The sequence below is a fragment of the Phenylobacterium sp. genome (assembly GCF_965229015.1).
GTDB lineage: Bacteria > Pseudomonadota > Alphaproteobacteria > Caulobacterales > Caulobacteraceae > Phenylobacterium.
Genome location: NZ_CBDDIM010000002.1, coordinates 1441524 through 1460213, shown reverse-complemented (window position 1 = coordinate 1460213; position 18690 = coordinate 1441524). Strand labels below are relative to the sequence as shown.

18 protein-coding genes are annotated in these 18690 nt (G+C 70.8%); 9 read left to right on the top strand and 9 right to left on the bottom strand.

Annotation, left to right across the window (positions count from 1 at the left end; translation table 11 throughout):
• Nucleotides 1–17: 17 nt before the first annotated feature.
• The 4 genes from ACO06I_RS23420 to ACO06I_RS23405 are packed head-to-tail and all read right to left on the bottom strand — an operon-like array spanning nt 18 to nt 3984.
• The gene (locus ACO06I_RS23420) at nt 18–395 is read right to left on the bottom strand and encodes a VOC family protein (protein WP_421935026.1); all 378 of its coding nucleotides are present in this window, start codon (nt 393–395) and stop codon (nt 18–20) included.
• A 12-nt stretch (nt 396–407) separates the two neighbouring features.
• Nucleotides 408–1331: a 2-hydroxyacid dehydrogenase gene (locus ACO06I_RS23415; RefSeq protein WP_421935025.1), complete on the bottom strand. Its 924-nt coding sequence runs from the start codon at nt 1329–1331 to the stop codon at nt 408–410.
• A gap of 36 nt (nt 1332–1367) precedes the next feature.
• Entirely contained in the window at nt 1368–2690 is a 1323-nt protein-coding gene (locus tag ACO06I_RS23410; RefSeq protein WP_421935024.1) for an aspartate aminotransferase family protein, read from the bottom strand.
• 28 nt (nt 2691–2718) lie between these two features.
• Nucleotides 2719–3984 carry a hypothetical protein gene (locus tag ACO06I_RS23405; protein ID WP_421935023.1) on the bottom strand — a complete coding sequence of 422 codons (1266 nt, stop codon included), beginning with the start codon at nt 3982–3984 and terminating at the stop codon, nt 2719–2721.
• A 130-nt stretch (nt 3985–4114) separates the two neighbouring features.
• On the opposite strand from ACO06I_RS23405, the gene ACO06I_RS23400 reads away from it, so the two are divergent.
• The 5 genes from ACO06I_RS23400 (at nt 4115) to ACO06I_RS23380 (ending at nt 7625) form a co-directional block, all read left to right on the top strand.
• The gene (locus ACO06I_RS23400; RefSeq protein WP_421935022.1) at nt 4115–4912 is read left to right on the top strand and encodes a class I SAM-dependent methyltransferase; all 798 of its coding nucleotides are present in this window, start codon (nt 4115–4117) and stop codon (nt 4910–4912) included.
• A gap of 30 nt (nt 4913–4942) precedes the next feature.
• Nucleotides 4943–5737, top strand: a complete 795-nt coding sequence (locus tag ACO06I_RS23395; protein WP_421935021.1) for an HAD family hydrolase — start codon at nt 4943–4945, stop codon at nt 5735–5737.
• Between the two features lie 102 nt (nt 5738–5839).
• On the top strand, nt 5840–6229 hold the full coding sequence (locus ACO06I_RS23390; protein ID WP_421935020.1) for a hypothetical protein: 390 nt from the start codon (nt 5840–5842) through the stop codon (nt 6227–6229).
• A 22-nt stretch (nt 6230–6251) separates the two neighbouring features.
• A complete protein-coding gene (locus tag ACO06I_RS23385) occupies nt 6252–6986 on the top strand; it encodes a hypothetical protein (protein ID WP_421935019.1) in 735 nt (244 codons plus the stop codon).
• A gap of 213 nt (nt 6987–7199) precedes the next feature.
• Nucleotides 7200–7625 carry an OsmC family protein gene (locus ACO06I_RS23380; RefSeq protein ID WP_421935018.1) on the top strand — a complete coding sequence of 142 codons (426 nt, stop codon included), beginning with the start codon at nt 7200–7202 and terminating at the stop codon, nt 7623–7625.
• A gap of 13 nt (nt 7626–7638) precedes the next feature.
• Here ACO06I_RS23380 and ACO06I_RS23375 read toward each other — a convergent pair whose 3' ends face one another.
• Nucleotides 7639–8181, bottom strand: a complete 543-nt coding sequence (locus tag ACO06I_RS23375) for an AprI/Inh family metalloprotease inhibitor (protein ID WP_421935017.1) — start codon at nt 8179–8181, stop codon at nt 7639–7641.
• Between the two features lie 210 nt (nt 8182–8391).
• Between ACO06I_RS23375 and ACO06I_RS23370 the strand changes: the two genes are divergently transcribed.
• Nucleotides 8392–9642 carry an MFS transporter gene (locus ACO06I_RS23370; RefSeq protein ID WP_421935016.1) on the top strand — a complete coding sequence of 417 codons (1251 nt, stop codon included), beginning with the start codon at nt 8392–8394 and terminating at the stop codon, nt 9640–9642.
• A gap of 51 nt (nt 9643–9693) precedes the next feature.
• Here the strand turns inward: ACO06I_RS23370 and ACO06I_RS23365 are convergent, their stop codons facing one another.
• Together ACO06I_RS23365 and ACO06I_RS23360 are read right to left on the bottom strand one after the other, a co-directional pair.
• Nucleotides 9694–11037, bottom strand: coding sequence for a cytochrome P450 (locus tag ACO06I_RS23365; protein WP_421935015.1), 1344 nt, complete (start codon nt 11035–11037; stop codon nt 9694–9696).
• A 76-nt stretch (nt 11038–11113) separates the two neighbouring features.
• A complete protein-coding gene (locus ACO06I_RS23360; protein ID WP_421935014.1) occupies nt 11114–11545 on the bottom strand; it encodes an Lrp/AsnC family transcriptional regulator in 432 nt (143 codons plus the stop codon).
• Between the two features lie 114 nt (nt 11546–11659).
• On the opposite strand from ACO06I_RS23360, the gene ACO06I_RS23355 reads away from it, so the two are divergent.
• From ACO06I_RS23355 to ygiD, 3 genes are all read left to right on the top strand, one after another.
• Complete coding sequence (locus ACO06I_RS23355) at nt 11660–12772, top strand: saccharopine dehydrogenase family protein (RefSeq protein WP_421935013.1); 1113 nt, start codon at nt 11660–11662, stop codon at nt 12770–12772.
• 10 nt (nt 12773–12782) lie between these two features.
• The gene (locus ACO06I_RS23350; protein WP_421935012.1) at nt 12783–14306 is read left to right on the top strand and encodes an aldehyde dehydrogenase family protein; all 1524 of its coding nucleotides are present in this window, start codon (nt 12783–12785) and stop codon (nt 14304–14306) included.
• 75 nt (nt 14307–14381) lie between these two features.
• Nucleotides 14382–15155, top strand: a complete 774-nt coding sequence (gene ygiD / locus ACO06I_RS23345) for a 4,5-DOPA dioxygenase extradiol (RefSeq protein ID WP_421935011.1) — start codon at nt 14382–14384, stop codon at nt 15153–15155.
• Here the strand turns inward: ygiD and ACO06I_RS23340 are convergent.
• Together ACO06I_RS23340 and ettA are read right to left on the bottom strand one after the other, a co-directional pair.
• Nucleotides 15152–16921 (bottom strand): calcium-binding protein, encoded by a 1770-nt coding sequence (locus ACO06I_RS23340; RefSeq protein ID WP_421935010.1) that lies wholly within the window; start codon nt 16919–16921, stop codon nt 15152–15154. The genes ygiD and ACO06I_RS23340 overlap by 4 nt on opposite strands.
• A gap of 87 nt (nt 16922–17008) precedes the next feature.
• A complete protein-coding gene (ettA, locus tag ACO06I_RS23335; protein WP_421935009.1) occupies nt 17009–18676 on the bottom strand; it encodes an energy-dependent translational throttle protein EttA in 1668 nt (555 codons plus the stop codon).
• Nucleotides 18677–18690 lie beyond the last annotated feature (14 nt).

The following is an 18690-nucleotide window of genomic DNA, read 5'->3' as shown; positions in this document are numbered from 1 at the left end:
ATCTTTATGTCTTTATGTCAAGCCTCGGGAGGGGTCTGCGCCGGCTCCCAGAGCTCGATCTTCAGGCCCGCCGGATCCATCAGCCAGGCGAAGCGCCCGTTCTCGTCGGAGTCGTCGCGGCCGGTGGGTTGGACGCCTTCGGCGGCGGCGCGGGCCAGCACCCCATCAAGATCATCGACAATGAAATTGATCATGAACGGCGAGGCCGAGGGTTCGAAATATGTAGTGTCGGCCTTGAAGGGCGACCAGAGGGTGTAGCCCCGATCCCCGTGCGGCCACATGGCCCCGGACCAGTCGCCGCCGCCGAACCCCAGGACGCGGTCATACCAGGCGGCCAGGGCCGCCGGATCTGAGGTCTTGAAGAAAACACCACCAATTCCAAGCACTTTGGCCATGATCCTGATCTCCTAGGCGGCGGGACTGAGCAGGGGTTCGCCGGCGAAGTGGCGGCGCAGGTTCTCGAAGGTCTGGGCGATCATGTTGGGCAGGGAGTCCACCGTGCCGCCGGCGCTGTGCGGGGTCAGCACCGTGCCGGGCACGCCCTCCCAGCGGGCCGTCGGCGTCGGCTCTTCGGCGAACACGTCCAGCCCCGCGCGGCCCAGGCGACCCTCCTTCAGCGCCGCGATCAGGGCGTCCTCGTCGATCACCGAACCGCGCGAGACGTTGACGATCATTCCCTTGGGCCCGACGGCCTTGATCACCGCGGCGTTCACCGCCTGGCGGTTGGAGACATCGGCGCGGCAGGCCACCACCAGGATGTCGCTGTCGGCCGCCAGGGCCAGCAGGCTCTCCGCCCGCGGCCAGGCCGCGTCGGGCTTGGGGTTGGGCCCCCACCAGGCGACGCTCATGCCGAAGGCCTCCACGCGCCTGGCGACCGCCACGCCGATGTGGCCCAGGCCCATGATCCCCACGCGCTGGCCCTTCAGGCCGGGGCCGACCTCCATGCGGTCGTGGTTCCAGCCGCCGGCCCGCAGCATGCGGTCGCCGGCCACGATGTTGCGCCAGCCGCCGATCAGCAGGCCCAGGGCATGGTCGGCCACGTCCTCGGCGTTCAGCCCGTCGGCGTGAGAGACCTCGATCCCCCGCGCCCGGCACCAGGCCACGTCGACCCCGTCATAGCCGACGCTGACATTGGCGATCAGTTTCAGGCTGGGCAGGCTCTCCAGGAACTCCGGCGTCAGCACGATCTCGCCGGCATGGACGATGGCCTCCACGGCGGCCGCGTCCCCGTCGGCCATCTCCCAGCGCCGCACGACGTGATAGCCCTGGGCCTCGAGCCCCGCCCGCATCGGCGACAGCATCGGGTGGGAGATCAACAGGGTGTGCGGCATGGGGCGCTCCGGAGGGATCGTCCTCTATAGCCGCCCTCAGTCGATCCCGGCCAGCACCCCGCCCAGGATCGCCGTCAGTTGGCCGATCTCCGCCTCGCTGATGATCAGCGGCGGCGACAGGGCGATGGTGTCGGCCGTGGCGCGCACCAGCAGGCCGGCCTCCAGGGCGCGGACCAGCACCTCGTAGCCCCGCGCGCCCGGCGCCCCGTCGCGGGGGGCGAGCTCGATGGCCGCCATCAGGCCCACATTGCGGATGTCGATGACGTGGGGCGAGGCCGCCAGGCCGTGGATCGCCGCCTCCCACAGGGGCGCGATCCGCGCAGTGTGGGCGAACAGGTCCTCGCGGGCATAGATTTCCAGCACCGCCAGGCCCGCGGCGCAGGCCACGGGATGGCCGGAATAGGTGTAGCCGTGGAAGAACTCGATGGCCCCCGGCGGCCCCGCCACCACCGCGTCGTGCACCGCCCGGCTGGCGAATACCGCCCCCATGGGCAGGACCCCGTTGGTCAGGCCCTTGGCCGTGGTCATGATGTCCGGCGTCACCCCGAAGGCCTGGGCCGCGAAGGGCGCTCCCACCCGCCCGAACCCGGTGATCACCTCGTCGAAGATCAGCAGGATTCCGTGCCGGTCACAGATCTCCCTTAGGCGCGCCAGATACCCCACCGGGGGCGGCAGCACCCCTGCCGATCCCGCCACCGGCTCGACGATGACGGCGGCGATGGTCTCGGCCCCATGCAGGGCGACGATGCGCTCCAGCTCGTCGGCCAGCTCCGCCCCGTGCGCCGGCAGGCCGCGGGAAAAGGCGTTGCGCGCCAAGTCCTGGGTGTGGGGCAGGTGGTCGGCCGGCAGGGTCACGAAGGTGCGGCGGTTGTTCACCAGCCCGCCCACCGAGATCCCGCCGAACCCCACCCCGTGATAGCCCTTCTCCCGGCCCACCAGCCGGGTCCTCTGCCCCTCGCCGCGCGCCCGGTGATAGGCCATGGCCATCTTCAGGGCGGTGTCGACGGACTCCGAGCCGGAATTGGTGAAGAACACCCGGTCCAGACCCGGCGGCGCCAGGGCGGCCAGGGCCTGGGCGAATTCGAAGGCGATCGGGTGGCCCATCTGGAAGGAGGGCGCGTAGTCCAGGGTCATCAGCTGCCGGTGGACGGCGTCGGCGATCTCGGCCCGCCCGTGACCGGCGTTGACGCACCACAGGCCCGAGGTGCCGTCCAGCACCGCCTGCCCCTCCGGGGTGCGGTAGTACATGCCGCTGGCCTGGCTCAGCAGCCGCGGATCGGCCTTGAACTGCCGGTTGGCGGTGAAAGGCATCCAGTAGGCCGCCAGGTCGGGGCGGTTGTCTCCGAAGTCGGCGCTCATGCTCGGGTCCTCTCTGGCCGCCACGAGATCATGTCCGCGGCAGCCCCGCCACCTGATTGAGCCGCCCCCAGCTGCGGGCGTAAGGGGAGCCTCCCAGAGAGGCGGGCCGCAGGGCCGCCGTCCAACGCGCTTCGGCCCGCGCCGCCTCACGCCAGCAGTCGGCGACGGCGGCCGCGAGATCGTCGGCCCCGTCGATCCGCGCCTGGAACCCCGCCTCCAGAGCGTCCCGCTCCGCCGCGATCAGGGCCATCCCGGCCGCATGGTCGGCCAGCAGCGCCCGGTGCAGCCGCTCGTGCCGCCACCACAGGCTCTCGCCGTCATAGGTGTCGCCGGGCGCCGGCCCTACCGGCGGCGGTCCCGCCTCGAACAGCACCGGCTTGAACAGGCTGGTGCAGGGCGCCGAGGTGGCGGTCACCCAGTGCACCGCGCGCGCGCCCACCTCCGAGACCATGGAGGCCACCGACTGGCTGCGGCGCGGCCCCTGGGCGGCGTGCATGCAGATGGTCCGCCCCACGGTGTTGGCCGGGCTCCAGTCGGCCGCCTCGCCATGGTCGCGCAGGATCGCCCGCATGGCGCCCGGCGTCAGGGCGTCGTCGGCCAGGGCCAGCAGCTCCTGCCCCCGCGCGCACCGCCCGCGCCCGAAGCTGACCGCGTCGCGGGCCTCGTCGATGAGGTGGGCGGCCACGTCGAACCGGCCCCGCCCCTGCGCCGCGAGCCCCGGGCTGATGGCCGACCAGCCCGTCCCGATCGAGTAGGCGTTGGACAGCGCCCGGCGTCCCGCCACCGCCTCCACCACCCAGTCGCGCCCCACCGTCTCCAGCACATAGGCCTCGCTGGCGTCGGCGATGATGAAGCCGTTGTGATAGTAGAACCGCCCCAGGTGGCCGCAGTCGCCCCCCTGGCCGTGCCGCTCCAGCAGGGCGATGATCACCGCCAGGGCCTGGGCCGCCGTGGCCCCCCGCTCCAGCCCCAGCCGCACCAGGTCCATGCCGGTGAGCGCGCGCCGCCGCTGGGCGGGGACGCGTGCGTGCAGGGCCTCATTGCCGATCACCACCCCATGCTCGTTGGCCCCCATCTCGGCGCCCCACATCCAGCAGGGCCGGCTGATCAGGGTGGCGTGGGTCTCGGCGACCTCGGGGATCGTGATGTAGGTGAGCTTCAGGTCCCCAAGGCCCCGCCGCGGCGGATGCATCTCCAGCACCTGGGCCTCGTTGCGCTCCCGGTCGCTGTTCTTGCCGAACAGCAGCGCCCCGCGCGGGGTCTCGGAGGCCAGGGCTACCAGGGTGTCGCACATGGGGGGAGCTTATCGGCACTTTCCCTTCCCCGTCATCCCGGACGCCGATCGGCGATCCGTGATGACGGGGATTAGGCTTGCGAAGCTTGCTCGCTCCCCCATTCTCACACCAAAGCCAGGGGAGGCGCACATGCCCGCCGCAGCAGCCGCCGACAACACCGGCGCGGAGTTCGAGGACGAGGGGGTCGTCGCCGCCTATGTCCACCGCACCCCCTATCCCCCCGCCCTCTTCGACCGTCTGCTCCAGCTCACCCCCGGCCGCGCTCGCCTGCTGGATCTCGGCTGCGGTCCCGGCAAGCTGACCCGCACCCTCGCGCCCCACTTCGCCGAGGTTTTGGCGGTCGACCCCTCCGCCGCCATGCTGCGCCTGGCCCGCGACCTGGACGCCGGCGCCAACCGGCACATCGCCTGGACGCAAGGATTCGCCGAGGACGCGCCCCTCCCCGACCAGATCGACCTGATCACGGCGGGCGCCAGCATCCACTGGATGGACGCGCCGCGCCTCTTCCCGAGGCTGGCGGCCGCCATCGCCCCGGACGGCGTCATGACCATCCTCGGCGGCGACGGCCCGGCCCGAGCGCCCTGGATCGCGGCCTGGCAGGAGGTGATCCAGGCCTGGGTCGGCAAGCTGGGGGGGCAATGGAACGGCGGCGCCCATCAGGCCCGCCTCGCCGGCCACCAGCCCTGGTTCGACGTCGCCGCCACCGAGGTCTTCACCGCCCCCATGACCCAGTCGGTGGACGACCTCATCGAGGCCGAGCACTCGCGGGCCACCTGGTCGCGGGCCAAGATGGGCCCCCTCGCCCCGGCCTTCGACGCCGACCTGCGGGGCGTCGTCGCCCCCTACGCCCGCGACGGCCAGGTGGATTTCGAGATCAGCTCGACCCTGTGGTGGGGGCGACCCCGGGCGAGGCCTCGCCCGGCTTGACCGACGCCCGCCGCGCGATCAAAACCAGCCATGATCCGCCTCATCGCCACCGACCTCGACGGCACCCTGCTGCGCCGCGACGGCTCGATCTCGGCCCGCACCCGCAAGGCCCTGGGTGACGCCCGCGAGGCCGGACTGCCGGTGGTCTTCGTCACCGCCCGGCCGCCGCGGGACCTGCGCGCCATCGCCCACGACCTGGGGATCACCGGCTTGGCCGTCTGCTCCAACGGCGCCCTGCTCTACGACGTGGCCCGGGACCGGGTGATGCGCCAGGAGACCCTACCCAGCGACGTGGCCCTGGAGCTGATCGGCGAGTTGCGCCGGTCCGATCCCCACTTCAGCTTCGCCACCGAGCACGGGCACAAGGTGGGCCGCGAGCACGCCTTTCCGGACGCCATGTTCGACGGCTTCGTCCACCACCACGAGCCCCGGGTGGACCCCGTCCACAGCCTCTGCGACGAGGACCTGATCAAGATCCTGGTCCATCACCCCGTCCACGAGATCGACGACCTCCACGCCCTGATCCGCTCCCTGGCCGGCGACCGGGTGGCCGTCACCCACTCCGGCGCCCCCTTCGTGGAGTTCGGGGCGCTGGGGGTCTCCAAGGCCAGCGGCCCGCTTCATCTGGGCCAGGACCTCGGCGTCGAGGCCCACGAGATCATCGCCTTCGGCGACATGCCCAACGACATTCCCATGCTCACCGCCGCCGGGCGCGGGGTCGCCGTCGCCAACGCCCATCCGCACGTCCTGGCCGCCGCCCGCGAGATCACCGCCACCAACGAGGACGACGGCGTGGCCCGGATCATCGAGACCCTGCTGGGGTGAGCCGGGGCCGCCCGGCCTGGGTCGGCGATTTTCTAAGCTGGGCTGTCGGAACGAATGCCGGGTGCGGGGCGCTGGTCAGGCCTCAATCTCCGGAGAACTGCGATGCGAACCGCCCTGGGCGCCCTGACCGGCGCCGCCCTCACCCTGGCCCTGCTCGGGGCCTGCTCCAAGCCCGCCTCTGAAACCGCCGCCGACACCAGTAACGCCGCGGCCGACGCCAGCGCCAACGCCGCGGCCCCCGGCGGCGCGGTCTCCCCGCCCACCGCCAACGACGCGGTCGACGCCGGGGCCACGGCCTCCGACGCCATGCCCGAGGCGGCCTCCAACTCGTTCACGGAAGACCAGGCCAAGGGCCACATCGAGAACGCCGGCTACACCGACGTCACCGGCCTGGCCAAGAGCGCCGACGGCATCTGGACCGCCAAGGCCAAGAAGGACGGCAAGACCATGGACGTCTCGCTCGACTTCAAGGGCGCCGTCACCGCCAAATAATCCCTAGATTCAGGAGCTTGTCATGAGCCGCACTATCACTCGACTGTTCAACACCCACACCGAAGCCATGACCGCCGTCTCCGAGCTGGAGCAGGCGGGCGTGTCCCACCACGACATCAGCCTGGTGGCCAACAACGCCGACAACTGGCACGCGGGCCATCGTCACGACACCGCCCGCGTGGACGGTGACAGCGAAACCGCCGAGGGCGCGGCCCAGGGCGCCACCACCGGCGGCCTGATCGGCGCGGGCGGCGGCCTTCTGGCCGGCCTGGGCATGCTGGCCATTCCCGGCCTCGGTCCCGTGGTCGCCGCCGGCTGGCTTGTGGCCACCGTCGTCGGCGCCGCCGCCGGCGCCGCGACCGGCGCGGCCGCCGGCGGGGTGCTGGGCGCCCTGAAGGACGCCGGCCATTCCGATGAGGAGGCGCAGGTCTATGCCGAGGGCGTCCGCCGCGGCGGCACCCTGGTCAGCGTCAAGGCCAAGGACGAAGAGGCCGCCCGGATCGAGCAGATCCTCCAGCACCACCAGGGCGTCGACGCCGTGACGCGCGGATCGGACTACCGCTCGGCCGGCTGGAGCAGCTTCGATCAGGCGGCCGCCCCCTACACCGCCGACGAGGTGATGCGTGAACGCCAGCGCTATGGCGAGAGCCGCTCCTTCCTGAACCAGGTCGGCCGCGACGACAGCCTCGAGGCCGACCGCGACCGCCGCCCCGGCGGCCCCGGCATCACCGCGCCCATCCCCGGCACGGACATCTAGGTCAGACGCGCCGCCAAAGCCCACGGCGCCAAGAACCGCCAGGCCCCCCGGCTCACGCCGGGGGGCCTTTTGGCGTGAGCCAGCCCCAATCCGCACATCCGGCGCAGCCGCCCCAAACTACACCTTTGATCTGGCTCAGGGCGTCGGCGCCTGCGGGGACCTAGCAAGGCTCGCGGCGACGCCATCGCGCCGCGCCCATCGAAAGGCCGCGCCATGCTGGAATATCGGGTCGAAGCGCGCCGGGTCGACGCCCATGGCAGTCTGGCGACGACGAAGGACGCCCAGATCGTCCTCGACACCGACGTGAAGGGCCGGCCGGACGCCTTCAACCCGGCCGAGCTGTTCCTGGCCTCCATCGCCGCCTGCATGATCAAGGGAGTCGAACGGGTCACGCCCCTGCTGGCCTTCGACCTGCGCGGCGTCGAGGTGCGCCTACACGGCGAGCGCCAGGACAGTCCGCCGAAGATGGTCTCCATCGACTACGAACTGATCGTCGACACCGACGAGAGCGACCATCGACTGGAGCTCCTGCACACCAATGTGCGGAAGTACGGGACCATCTCCAACACCGTGGCCGCCGCCGTCCCCCTCACCGGCAAGATCCTGCGCAAGCCCGCTGTCGCGGCGGGCGGCGGCTAGGGCGCGCGCAAACCTAGTCGCGCACCATCTCCACCCCGCCGCCGATGAAGCGGCCCTCGACATAGCGCAGGCGCTTCAGCTCCTGGCCGGCGGCGCTGTAGAAGACCAGCTCGCCCGTCTGCACCCGCCACTTGGAAAGCTTGGCCAGACGTCCGGGGCATCCCGTGGCCGTGGCCGGCCGCACCCCCAGGAAGCCCGCCTTCTCCCCCATCTCGAAGCGGCAGTCCTGGGCGTCGCGTCCGCCGTCGCGCACCCGCCAGGCGCCGAAGGCGTCCTCGGTCCGCGCAGGCTCGGCCAGCCGCTTCAGCCGCGCCTCCTCCGGGTCCATCCGGTTGATCAGGGCCCCGGCCAGGGCCGCCCCCAGCTTCTCCTCGTCCACCGAGACGCTGGTCCCCACAGAGGTGCTCTTGGTCACCGTGGTGGTGGTGCGCCCGTCCGGGGAGGTCGTGGTGGTGGTCGTGGACCGCGTGGTCTTGCTGGAGCTCGACTGGGCCTGGGCCGAGCCGGCGGCGAGGCAAATCAGGGCCGCGACGAGAGGAACGAGGCGCTGGGTCATGGAATCTCTGGGGCTCACAAATCGTGTCGCCCCTCTTAGCCCAGGACCGGCTCCTCGCGCCAAGCTTGACCTTCGCCTCGCGCCCGGCCACCCTAGGGCCAGGCGAGCGACCGAGGCGGCTTACAAATATCGCGCTCCCCCCAAAGCGCCCGCGGGACTCCGCGGGATCACGGCCCCGCGCGGCCGAGCCCCCTCGACGGACCACCTCTCATGACACGCAAGCCCGGCGCCCTCACCGGCGAGCCCGACTTCATGAAGCTGTGGGCGGCCCAGGCCGTCTCCAGCTTCGGCGCCCGCATCACCCGCGAGGGCCTGCCGATGACGGCGGTCCTGGCCCTGGGCGCCAGCCCCGCCGTCCTCGGCGTGCTGGCCGCCCTCTCCTATGGCCCGGCCTTCTTCGTGGGCCTGGCCGGCGGCGGCTTCGTCGACCGCCGCCATCGCCGCCCGATCCTCATCGGCGCCGACCTGGTCCGCGCCGGGGTGCTGATCACCATCCCCATCGCCGCCTGGCTCCACCTGCTCAGCCTTTGGCAGCTGTTCGCCGCCGCCGCCCTGGTGGGGGGCGCCAGCGTGCTCTTCGACATGGCCGACCACGCCTATCTCCCCGGCCTGGTCGGCCCTGCGCGCCTGGTGGACGGCAATTCCAAGCTCTCGGCCACCGAGTCCGTCGCCGAGATGGGGGGACCAGCCCTGGCGGGCGTCCTGTTCCAATGGCTGAGCGCCCCCTTCGCCATCGCCGTCAACGCCGCCACCTACCTGGTCTCGGCCCTCTTCCTCTCCGGCATCGCCAAGGTCGAGCCCGATCCGGAGCCCGCCCCGCCCCAGCACTGGGTCCGCGACCTGACCCAGGGCTTCCGCGCCGCCTGGGCCGAGCCCCGGGTGCGGCCCCTGCTGGTGACAGCCCTGTGCAACGGCCTGTTCGGCGGCGGCTTCGCGGCCCTCTACCTGATCTTCGCCCTGCGCACCCTGGGCCTCAGCCCCGCCATGCTGGGCCTCACCGTGGCCTGCGGCGGGATCGGGGCCCTGATGGGGGCGGGCCTGGCCGCCCCCCTGGCGCGGGGCCTGGGGGCGGGCCCCGCCATCCTGGTCATGGGCCTGGCCGCGGCCAGCTCGGCCCTGCTCATCCCGCTTTCCCCGGCCACGCCGGCCGCCGGCATGGCGATGCTGATCGTCTCCCAGCTGCTGGGGGATTCCACCGGGGTGGCCTATGGCGTGTTGTCGGCCTCCCTGCGCCAGACCGTCCTGCCCCAGGACACCCTGGGCCGCGCGGCCGGCGCCTTCCAGGCCGCCACGGGCGGAACCATGCTCATCGGCGCCCTGGTCGGCGGCGCGCTCGGCGGCCTCATCGGCGTCCGCGAGACCCTGTTCATCGCCGCCGCCGGCCTGGCCCTGGGGCCCCTGCTCGCGATGGCGTCCCCGGCGTTGCGCAGGGTGAAGGTGATCGAACTGGAGGCGGGCTAAGCTCGTCACTCAAAACCCTCGCCCCCTGAAGGGGGCGAGGGGCTCGCGCGACTAAGCTTCCGGCGTGAACTCCACCGGCATGCTCCGGATCGCATAGACGAAGTTGTTCGGCGCCACGTCCATCGGGCCCGACTGGTGGATGTCGGGGAACCGGGCCAGCATCTGGCGGTAGACCGCCTCCAGCTGCAGCTGGGCTACCCGCTTGCCGATGCAGGTGTGGGGGCCGTAGCCGAAGGCGATGTGCTTGTCGGCGTTGGCGCGGGTGACGTCCAGCCGGTCGGGATCGGGGAACACCGAGGCGTCCCGGTTGGCCGAGCCGTAGTACATGATCACCTTCTCCCCCTCGGCGATCTGCTGGCCGGCCACCTCCACGTCGCGGGTGGCGGTGCGGCGCATGTAGATCACCGGGCTGATCATGCGGATGAACTCGTTCACCGCGCCCGGGATCAGTTCGGGCCGGGCCAGCAACTTCGCCTTCTCCTCGGGGAAGTCGCTGAGCAGCTGCATCGAGCCGGAGATGGTGTTGCGGGTGGTGTCGTTGCCGGCGAAGACGATCAGCAGCCAGGAGCCGTCCAGGTACTCGTCCGACAGCAGGTCGCCGTCCACCTGGGCCTTGGCGATGGCGCTCATCAGGTCGGCCTGCGGGTCCAGGCGGCGCTTGTGCAGCATGTGGCGGCCGTATTCGAACATCTCGGCGATGGCCGCGGTGAAGGCGTCGAGGAAGGCCTTCATCTCCGGCGGCACCTCGGCCGCCGCCCCCTCCAGCCCGCCGCCGCCCCCGGCGCGCTCGGCGGCGAAGGAGTTGGCCAGCTCCAGATAATGCATCCAGGTCAGGAACTTGGGACGATCTTCTAAGGGAACCCCGAGGATCTCGCAGAGGGTGAACAGCGGCAGCTGGGCCGACAGGCTGTGGACCAGGTCGACCCGACCCTGCTTGGCCATGGCGTCCAGCAGGCGGGTCACCTCGCCCTCCACCCGGTCGGTCAGGCCGCGCAGATAGGAGGGGGTGAAATAGGGCATGTGCTCGCGGCGCAGCTGCATGTGGGCGGGCGCGTCCATGTTGATCATGGCGTCCAGGCTGGCGCGGGCCAGCTGCATCTCCGAGCGCTGGTGGCTCATCAGGATGCCGCCGCGCTGCGAGGAGAAGGTCTCGTAGTCGCTGTTGACCCGCATGACGTCGTCATAGCGGGTGACCGCCCAGAAGCCCGGCCGGTCCTCGGGCTCGGGGGTCCAGGCGATGGGAGAGGCCTGGCGCATGGCGGCGAAGGCGCCCATCGGCGGCCCCTTGGTGAAGGCCTCGGGGTTCCACAGTTCCACCGGGCTCACCGGATATTTCGGCGGATGCGCGGGTCCCTTGGGACCGCCCACTTCCACGGTGTCGCTGATCAGAAGCATGGGGTCGGTCTCCGTCGGTTGAACCTTGAATCGGCCTAGTCGAGTGACGTAGGGCAAGGCAAATCGCGACCCTAGGTCAACGGCGGATGCGCGTGGACAGGATGATCGACGAGGTGGTCCGCTCCACCCCCTCGATCAGGCCGATGTCGTCCAGCACCCGGTCCAGCTCCTCGATGGAGGCCGCGGCCACCATGACGATCAGGTCGAAGGGCCCCGACACCGAGTGCAGGGCCTCCACCTGGGGCATGGCGCGCAGCGTGGCCTCGATATGTCGGGCCGCCTTGGGCGCCGCCGTCACCAGGACGTGGCCCCTTACGATCCTGGATTCCAAGGGGTTTCCCAGTCGAACGGTGAACCCCGCGATGACTCCGTCGGCCACAAGTCGGTCAATGCGCGTCTGCACCGTCGTCCGTGAGACGCCGAGCCGCTTGGCCAGGGTCGAGGCCGGCAGCCGCGAGTCGGTCTCCAGCAGCCGGACCAGGGCCAGGTCCCGCGCGTCCAGTTTCATATCGTCGGCTGAACTTGGCATATCGTCTGACTGACTGCGCGCTTCCCACGCTCTGTCTGTTCAAATCGACCTGAAACCGGCCCACCGTCAAGCCTTGGCAAGGGGAGAGACGTCATGCGCAGGATCGTGGTCATCGGCGGCGGCAAGATCGGGTCGATCATCGCCCAGATGCTGGTGGAGAGCGGCGACTACGCCGTGACCCTCGTGGACCGTTCGTCGGCGGCCCTGCAGGCCGTCCATCCACGGCTGTCGACATGTGTGCTGGACGTCACCGACGCCGTCGCCCTCGACGCCGCCCTGGCCGGCGCCTTCGCCGTCCTCTCCGCCGCCCCCTTCCACCTCACCGGCGCCGTCGCCCAGGCCGCCGCCCGGGTCGGCTGCCACTATCTCGACCTCACCGAGGACGTCGCCACCACCAAGATGGTCAAGGCCCTGGCGGCGGACGCCAAGGGCGCCTTCATTCCCCAGTGCGGCCTGGCGCCGGGCTTCATTTCCATCGCCGGCGCCGAGCTGGCCCGCGGCTTCGACCGGGTCGAGGAGCTGCGCCTGCGGGTCGGCGCCCTGCCCCGCTATCCCTCCAACAGCCTCGGCTACAATCTCACCTGGTCGACCGAGGGGGTGATCAACGAGTACTGCGAACCCTGCGAGGCCCTGGTGGAGGGGGAGCTGCGCGAGGTCCCGGCCCTGGAGGGCCTGGAGACCTTCAGCCTCGACGGCGTCACCTACGAGGCCTTCAACACCTCCGGCGGCCTCGGCTCCCTGGCTGAAGTTCTGGCCGGCAAGGCGCGGAATTTGAACTACAAATCGGTCCGCTATCCCGGCCACTGCGCCCTGATGCGAACCCTGCTGAACGACCTCAACCTGCGCCACCGCCGCGACCTGCTGAAGGATGTCCTGGAGGGCGCGGTCCCCGGCACCGAGCAGGACGTGGTGGTCTTCTTCGTCACCGCCTCCGGCTGGCGCGGCGGCCGCCTGATGCAGGAGAGCTACGCCGGCAAGGTCATGGGCGAGCACCATGGCCAGGGCTTCTGGAGCGCCATCCAGGTCACCACGGCGGCGGGCATCTGCACCGTCCTGGACCTGCTGGCCGCCGGCCGCCTGCCGAGCCAAGGCTATGTCCGCCAGGAGGAGATCGCGCTGGCCGACTTCCTGGCCAACCGCTTCGGCAAGGCCTACCGCCAGCCCGGCGACCACGTGGCCCACGCCCCGGTCGCCGCGGTCGCCTGAGGAGCCTGAGATGAACGTCCACGTCCGCCCCCTCCCCGCCGTCCGCGACGACCTGATGGCCACCCTGAACCTCCTCGGCGTCGACCTCGCCGCCCTGGAGGGCGCCGATCTGCCGGCCCGCTCCCCCATCAACGGCGCGCTCCTCGCCACCCTGCGCGCCCATACCCCCGCCGAGGTGGACGCCGCCGTCGAGCGCGCTCACGCGGCCTTCCTCGCGTGGCGCAAGGTCCCGGCGCCGCGCCGCGGCGAACTGGTCCGCCTGTTCGGCGAGGAACTGCGCCTGGCCAAGGACCACCTCGGCCGCCTGGTGGCCCTGGAGGCCGGCAAGGTCACCTCCGAGGGCCTGGGCGAGGTCCAGGAGATGATCGACATCTGCGACTTCGCCGTCGGCCTGTCGCGCCAGCTCCACGGCCTGACCATCGCCACCGAGCGTCCCGGCCACCGGATGATGGAGACCTGGCACCCCCTCGGCGTCTGCGGCGTCATCTCGGCCTTCAACTTCCCGGTCGCCGTCTGGTGCTGGAACGCGGCGCTCGCCCTGGTCTGCGGCAACCCCGTGGTCTGGAAGCCCTCGGAAAAGACGCCGCTGACCGCCGAGGCCGTGCAGGCCGTCTTCCTCAAGGCCGCCGCCCGTTTCGGCGACGCCCCCGCCCACCTCTCCCAGGTGATCCAGGGCGGCGCCCAGGTCGGCGCGGCCCTGGTCGCCCATCCCAAGGTCGCCATCCTGTCGGCCACCGGCTCCACGGCCATGGGCCGCGCCGTGGCCCCGGTCCTGGCCGCCCGCTTCGCCCGCGCCATCCTGGAGCTGGGGGGCAACAACGCCGCCCTCGTCGCCCCCTCCGCCGACCTGGAGTTGGCCCTGCGGGGCGTGGCCTTCTCGGCCATGGGCACGGCGGGCCAGCGCTGCACCACCCTGCGCCGCCTCTTCGTCCACGAGGACGTCGCCGACGCCCTGGTCGGCCGCCTGAAGGCGGTCTACGCCTCGGTCCCCGTGGGCGATCCCCGGGAAGCCGGGACCCTGCTGGGCCCGCTGATCGACGAGGCGGCCTATGAGGCCATGCGGGCGGCGCTCACCGAGGCGAAGGCCTGTGGCGGGACCGTCCACGGCGGCCAGCGGGTCGACCGCCCCGGCGTCTATGTCCGCCCGGCCCTTGTGGAGATGCCCAGCCAGACCGGCCCCATGCTGCGCGAGACCTTCGCCCCCATCCTCTATGTCGTGCGCTACAGGGACCTCGCTGAAGCCATCGCCCTGCAGAACGCCACGGCGGCGGGCCTGGCCTCCTCGATCTTTTCCAACGACGTGCGGGAGACCGAGCTGTTCATCAGCGACGTGGGCTCCGACTGCGGCATCGCCAACGTCAATATCGGCCCCTCCGGCGCTGAGATCGGCGGGGCCTTCGGCGGGGAGAAGGAGACCGGCGGCGGCCGCGAGGCGGGCTCCGACAGCTGGAAGGCCTATATGCGCCGGGCCACCAACACCCTGAACTATTCCCGCGACCTGCCCCTGGCCCAGGGCGTGACCTTCGACGTCTAGGCGTCTCTCCCAGAGGGACGCAGCGTTTCAGGAACCGCGCTTTGGACGGCAAGCCGGCGGCGCCATATGGGAGGTATGAACACGCCCTCCCGCATGCCCGTCGTCTTCGTCGGCCACGGCAGCCCCATGAACGCCCTGGGCGGCCCCACCGCCGAGGTCTGGCGCCAGGTGGCCGCCGGTCTGCCGCGCCCCAAGGCGATCCTGGCGATCTCCGCCCACTGGTGCCTGAACGAGACGGCGGTGACCGCCATGGCGGCGCCCAAAACCATCCACGACTTCGGCGGCTTCCCGCAGCCGCTGTTCGACATGCAGTACCCCGCCCCGGGCGACGCCGCGCTGGCCGCCCGCGCCGCCGAGCTGCTGGCGCCGATGGCGGTGCGCGCCGATCAGGACTGGGGCCTCGACCACGGGACCTGGTCGGTCCTGACCCACATGTATCCGGACGCCGACGTGCCGGTGGTGCAGCTGGCCATGGACCTCAGCCAGCCGATGCCCGCCCACTACGATATCGGCCGTCGCCTGGCGCCCCTGCGCGACGAGGGGGTGCTGATCCTCGGCTCCGGCGATGTGGTCCACAACCTGCGCGCCGCCGTACGCGCCGAGAACGCCCAGCCCCTGGCCTGGGCCCAGCACTTCCATGAGGCCGTGCGCGACCGCCTGGTCGCGGGCGACCATGCGGCCCTGGTCGATCCCGGCGGCCTCGGGCCCGAGGCCGGCATGGCCGTCGACGAGCACTATCTGCCCCTGCTCTACGCCCTGGGCGCGACGGAGCCGGGCGAGCCGGTCAGCCTGTTCAACGACTATGTCGACCTGGGCAGCATCAGCATGCTGGGCGCGCGGATCGGCTAGAGGGTGGTGATCCAGCCCAAGGGCAGGCTCGACGCGGTGACGCCCACCAGCACCATGCTGTCGCCGCCCCCGAGGTCGATCACGGTGTCTGACCCGACCTGGGTGACCGTGTAGGTCCCGTAGTCGATGATCACCCGGTCGCCCTGGGCGTAGTTGAAGTCGGTCACCCGATCGAGGCCCGCACCCGAGAAGAAGTGGAACATGTCGGCCCCGGCCCCGCCGGTGACCGTATCGTCGCCCCGGTCGCCCCACAGCCAGTCGTCGCCGGCCCCGCCGTCGACGATGTCGTTGGCCTGGCCGCCGCGCACCCAGTCGAAGCCGTCGCCGCCGTAGCAGGTGTCGGCGCCCAGGTTGCCGTAGACGATGTCGCCGCCGGCCTCGCCATAGAGCAGATCGTTGTCCTTGCCGCCGACCACCCAGTCGTCGCCATAGCCGCCATGCAGGGTGTCGTTCCCCATATTGCCCAGCATGTCGTCGAAGTCGGAGCCGCCCTCCAGGACGTCGTCGCCGTCTTCGCCGCGCATGTAGTTGGAGCCGCCCCAGTCGTGCAGGGTGTCGTTCCCGTCGCCGCCCATGACGGTGTCGATCCCGGTTCCGCCCTGGACGGAGTCATTGCCGGCGTCGCCGCTCAGATAGTTGGCGCCGTCCTTGCCGCCCAAGGGGCTCTGGTTGCCGTCGATCGTGTCGCCGCCGCCCCGGCCCATGATGGTGTCGGCGCCGAGCTGACCGGTCAGGCGGTTGTCGCCCTCCGAGCCCAGGATGGTGTCGGCGCCCTGGCTGCCGACGATGTTCTCGACGTTGGTCAGGGTGCTGTGGCTGACGCCCTGCACCGTGCCGATGTTCACATAGACCCCGGTGGTGTTGGCCGCCCCCGTCGTCAGGTCGACCGAGACCGGCGAGTAGGAATAGTTCCACTGCGCATAGCCGACGCCGAAATTGACAGTGTCGATTCCCGTCCCGCCGTCGATGACGTCGTTGCCGATGCCAAGGTCTGAGTCTGACCCGTCGAGCACGAAGATCTGGTCGTTTCCCGCGCCCGCCGAGACCGTATTGGCCCCGCCGCCCGGATAGATCATGTCGTCCTGGGTGGTCCCGACGATGCTGTCATTGCCGTCAGCGCCATGCAGGTCGGCGCCGAAGAAGGCGTTGCTGCGCTCGGCGCCGACGATCGTGTCATGGCCGAAGCCGCCGTGCGCCTCGCTGGCCCCGAGGATCTGGTCGTCGCCGGAGCCGCCGTCCGAGATGACGTCGGACCCGCCGCGCAGGAGGTCGTTGCCGGCGTCGCCATAGAGCAGGTCGTGCTGCCACCCGCCGGTGAGCGCCAGGCCGGAATTGCCGGCGTCGATCGTGTCGTCGCCGTCGCCGCCGGTGAGCTTCTCGGTGGCGGTTCCGCCCAGCAGGCTGTCGGCCCCCGCGCCGCCGGTCAGTTCCTGGAAGTAGACCCCGTCCGCCGTCACCAGGGTGTCGGCGAAGCCCCCGCCGATCACCGCCCGGATATTGATGAGGGTGTCGGTCCCCTCTCCCCCGCCGACGGCCTGCGCGCCCGCGATCCGCAGGCTGACGCTGACGCCGCCCGCGGCGTGCTCGTAGGAGGCCGTGGCCGTACCGATCAGCCGGTCGTCGCCGGTCCCGCCCTCCAGGACATCATTGCCGGAACTGCCAGCCGTGATCGTGTCGTCCCCGGCCAGGCCCTGGATCGTGTCGCCATGGCTGTAGGGGTCGGGATTATTGAGGTTGTCCGCATTCGCGGTCCCGAGGATCGGCATAGGCAACCTCCCAACTCAGGGTGGCAGCCTACCCGCTCCCCGCGACCTGCCGCAACCCGGATAACCGGGTAGGTGGGAGCCGCTCTCCTACCGCGCGAACTTCTGGAACTTCAGGCGGTGCGGAATGAGGCTGTCGGCGCCCAGGCGGCGCTTCTTGTCGTCCTCATAGGCTTCGAAGTTGCCCTCGAACCATTCCACGTGGCTGTCGCCCTCGAAGGCCAGGATGTGGGTGGCCAGGCGGTCCAGGAACCAGCGGTCGTGGGAGATGATCACGGCGCAGCCGGCGAACTCCTCCAGGGCCTCTTCCAGGTTCTGCAGGGTCTCGATGTCCAGGTCGTTGGTCGGTTCGTCGAGCAGGATCAGGTTGCCGCCGGTGGTGAGCGTCTTGGCCAGGTGGACGCGGTTGCGCTCCCCGCCCGAGAGCTGGCCGACCTTCTTCTGCTGGTCGCCGCCGCGGAAGTTGAAGGAGCCGACATAGGAGCGGGTGTTGATCTCCCGCTTGCCCACCGCCAGCACGTCCAGGCCGCCGGAAATCTCCTGCCAGACGGTCTTGGTGGGATCGAGGGCGTCGCGGCTCTGGTCGACATAGGCCAGCTTCACGGTCTCGCCGACCCGGAAGGTCCCGGCGTCCGGGGTCTCCTGGCCGGTGATCAGCTTGAACAGGGTCGACTTGCCGGCCCCGTTGGGCCCGATCACGCCGACGATGCCGTTGGGGGGCAGCTTGAAGGAGAGGTCCTTGAACAGGACCTTGTCGCCATAGGCCTTCTCCAGGTTCTCGACCTCGAGCACCACATTGCCCAGGCGTGGGCCGGGCGGGATCTGGATGGTGGCGGTGGTCTGGGCGAGACGGGAGGTCTCCTGCTCGCGGACCATCTCGTCATAGGCGGCCAGACGGGCCTTGGACTTGGCCTGGCGGGCCTTGGCGCCCGAGCGCACCCATTCCAGTTCGCGGGTCATGGCGCGCTGGCGGGCCTCGGACTCCGACTGCTCCTGGACGATCCGCTTGGTCTTCTGCTCCAGCCAGCCGGAATAGTTGCCCTCGTAGGGGATGCCCTTGCCGCGATCGAGCTCCAGGGTCCACTTGGTCACCTGGTCCAGGAAGTAGCGGTCGTGGGTCACCAGGATGACGCAGCCCGGGAAGGCCTCCAGGTGGTGCTGCAGCCAGGCCACGGACTCGGCGTCCAGGTGGTTGGTGGGCTCGTCCAGCAGCAGCATGTCGGGCTTGGACAGCAGCAGGCGGGCCAGGGCGATGCGGCGCTTCTCGCCCCCGGAGAGGTTGTCCACCGGCCAGTCGTTGGGCGGGCAGCGCAGGGCGTCGGCGGCCATCTCGATGCGGGAGTCGATGTCCCACATATCGGCGGCGTCGATCTTCTCCTGGAGGGCGGTCATCTCCTCCATGAGTTCGTCGGTGTAGTCCTCGCCCAGCTTGGCGGCGACCTCGTTGTAGCGGTCGAAGATCTTCTTCTCTTCGCACCAGGAGATGATGTTGCCCCAGACATTGAGCTGGTCGTCCAGGTGCGGCTCCTGCTCCAGGTAGCCCATCTTGACGCCATCGGCGGCCTTGGCCTCGCCGTTGAACTCCTTGTCCACCCCGGCCATGATCTTCAGCAGGGTCGACTTGCCCGAGCCGTTGACCCCGACCACGCCGATCTTGGCGTCGGAATAGAACGACAGCCAGATGTTCTCGAACACCTTCTTGCCGCCGGGGAAGGCCTTGGTCAGGCCCTGCATCTGATAAATGTACTGCTGCGCCATGGGGCGTCCGCGCT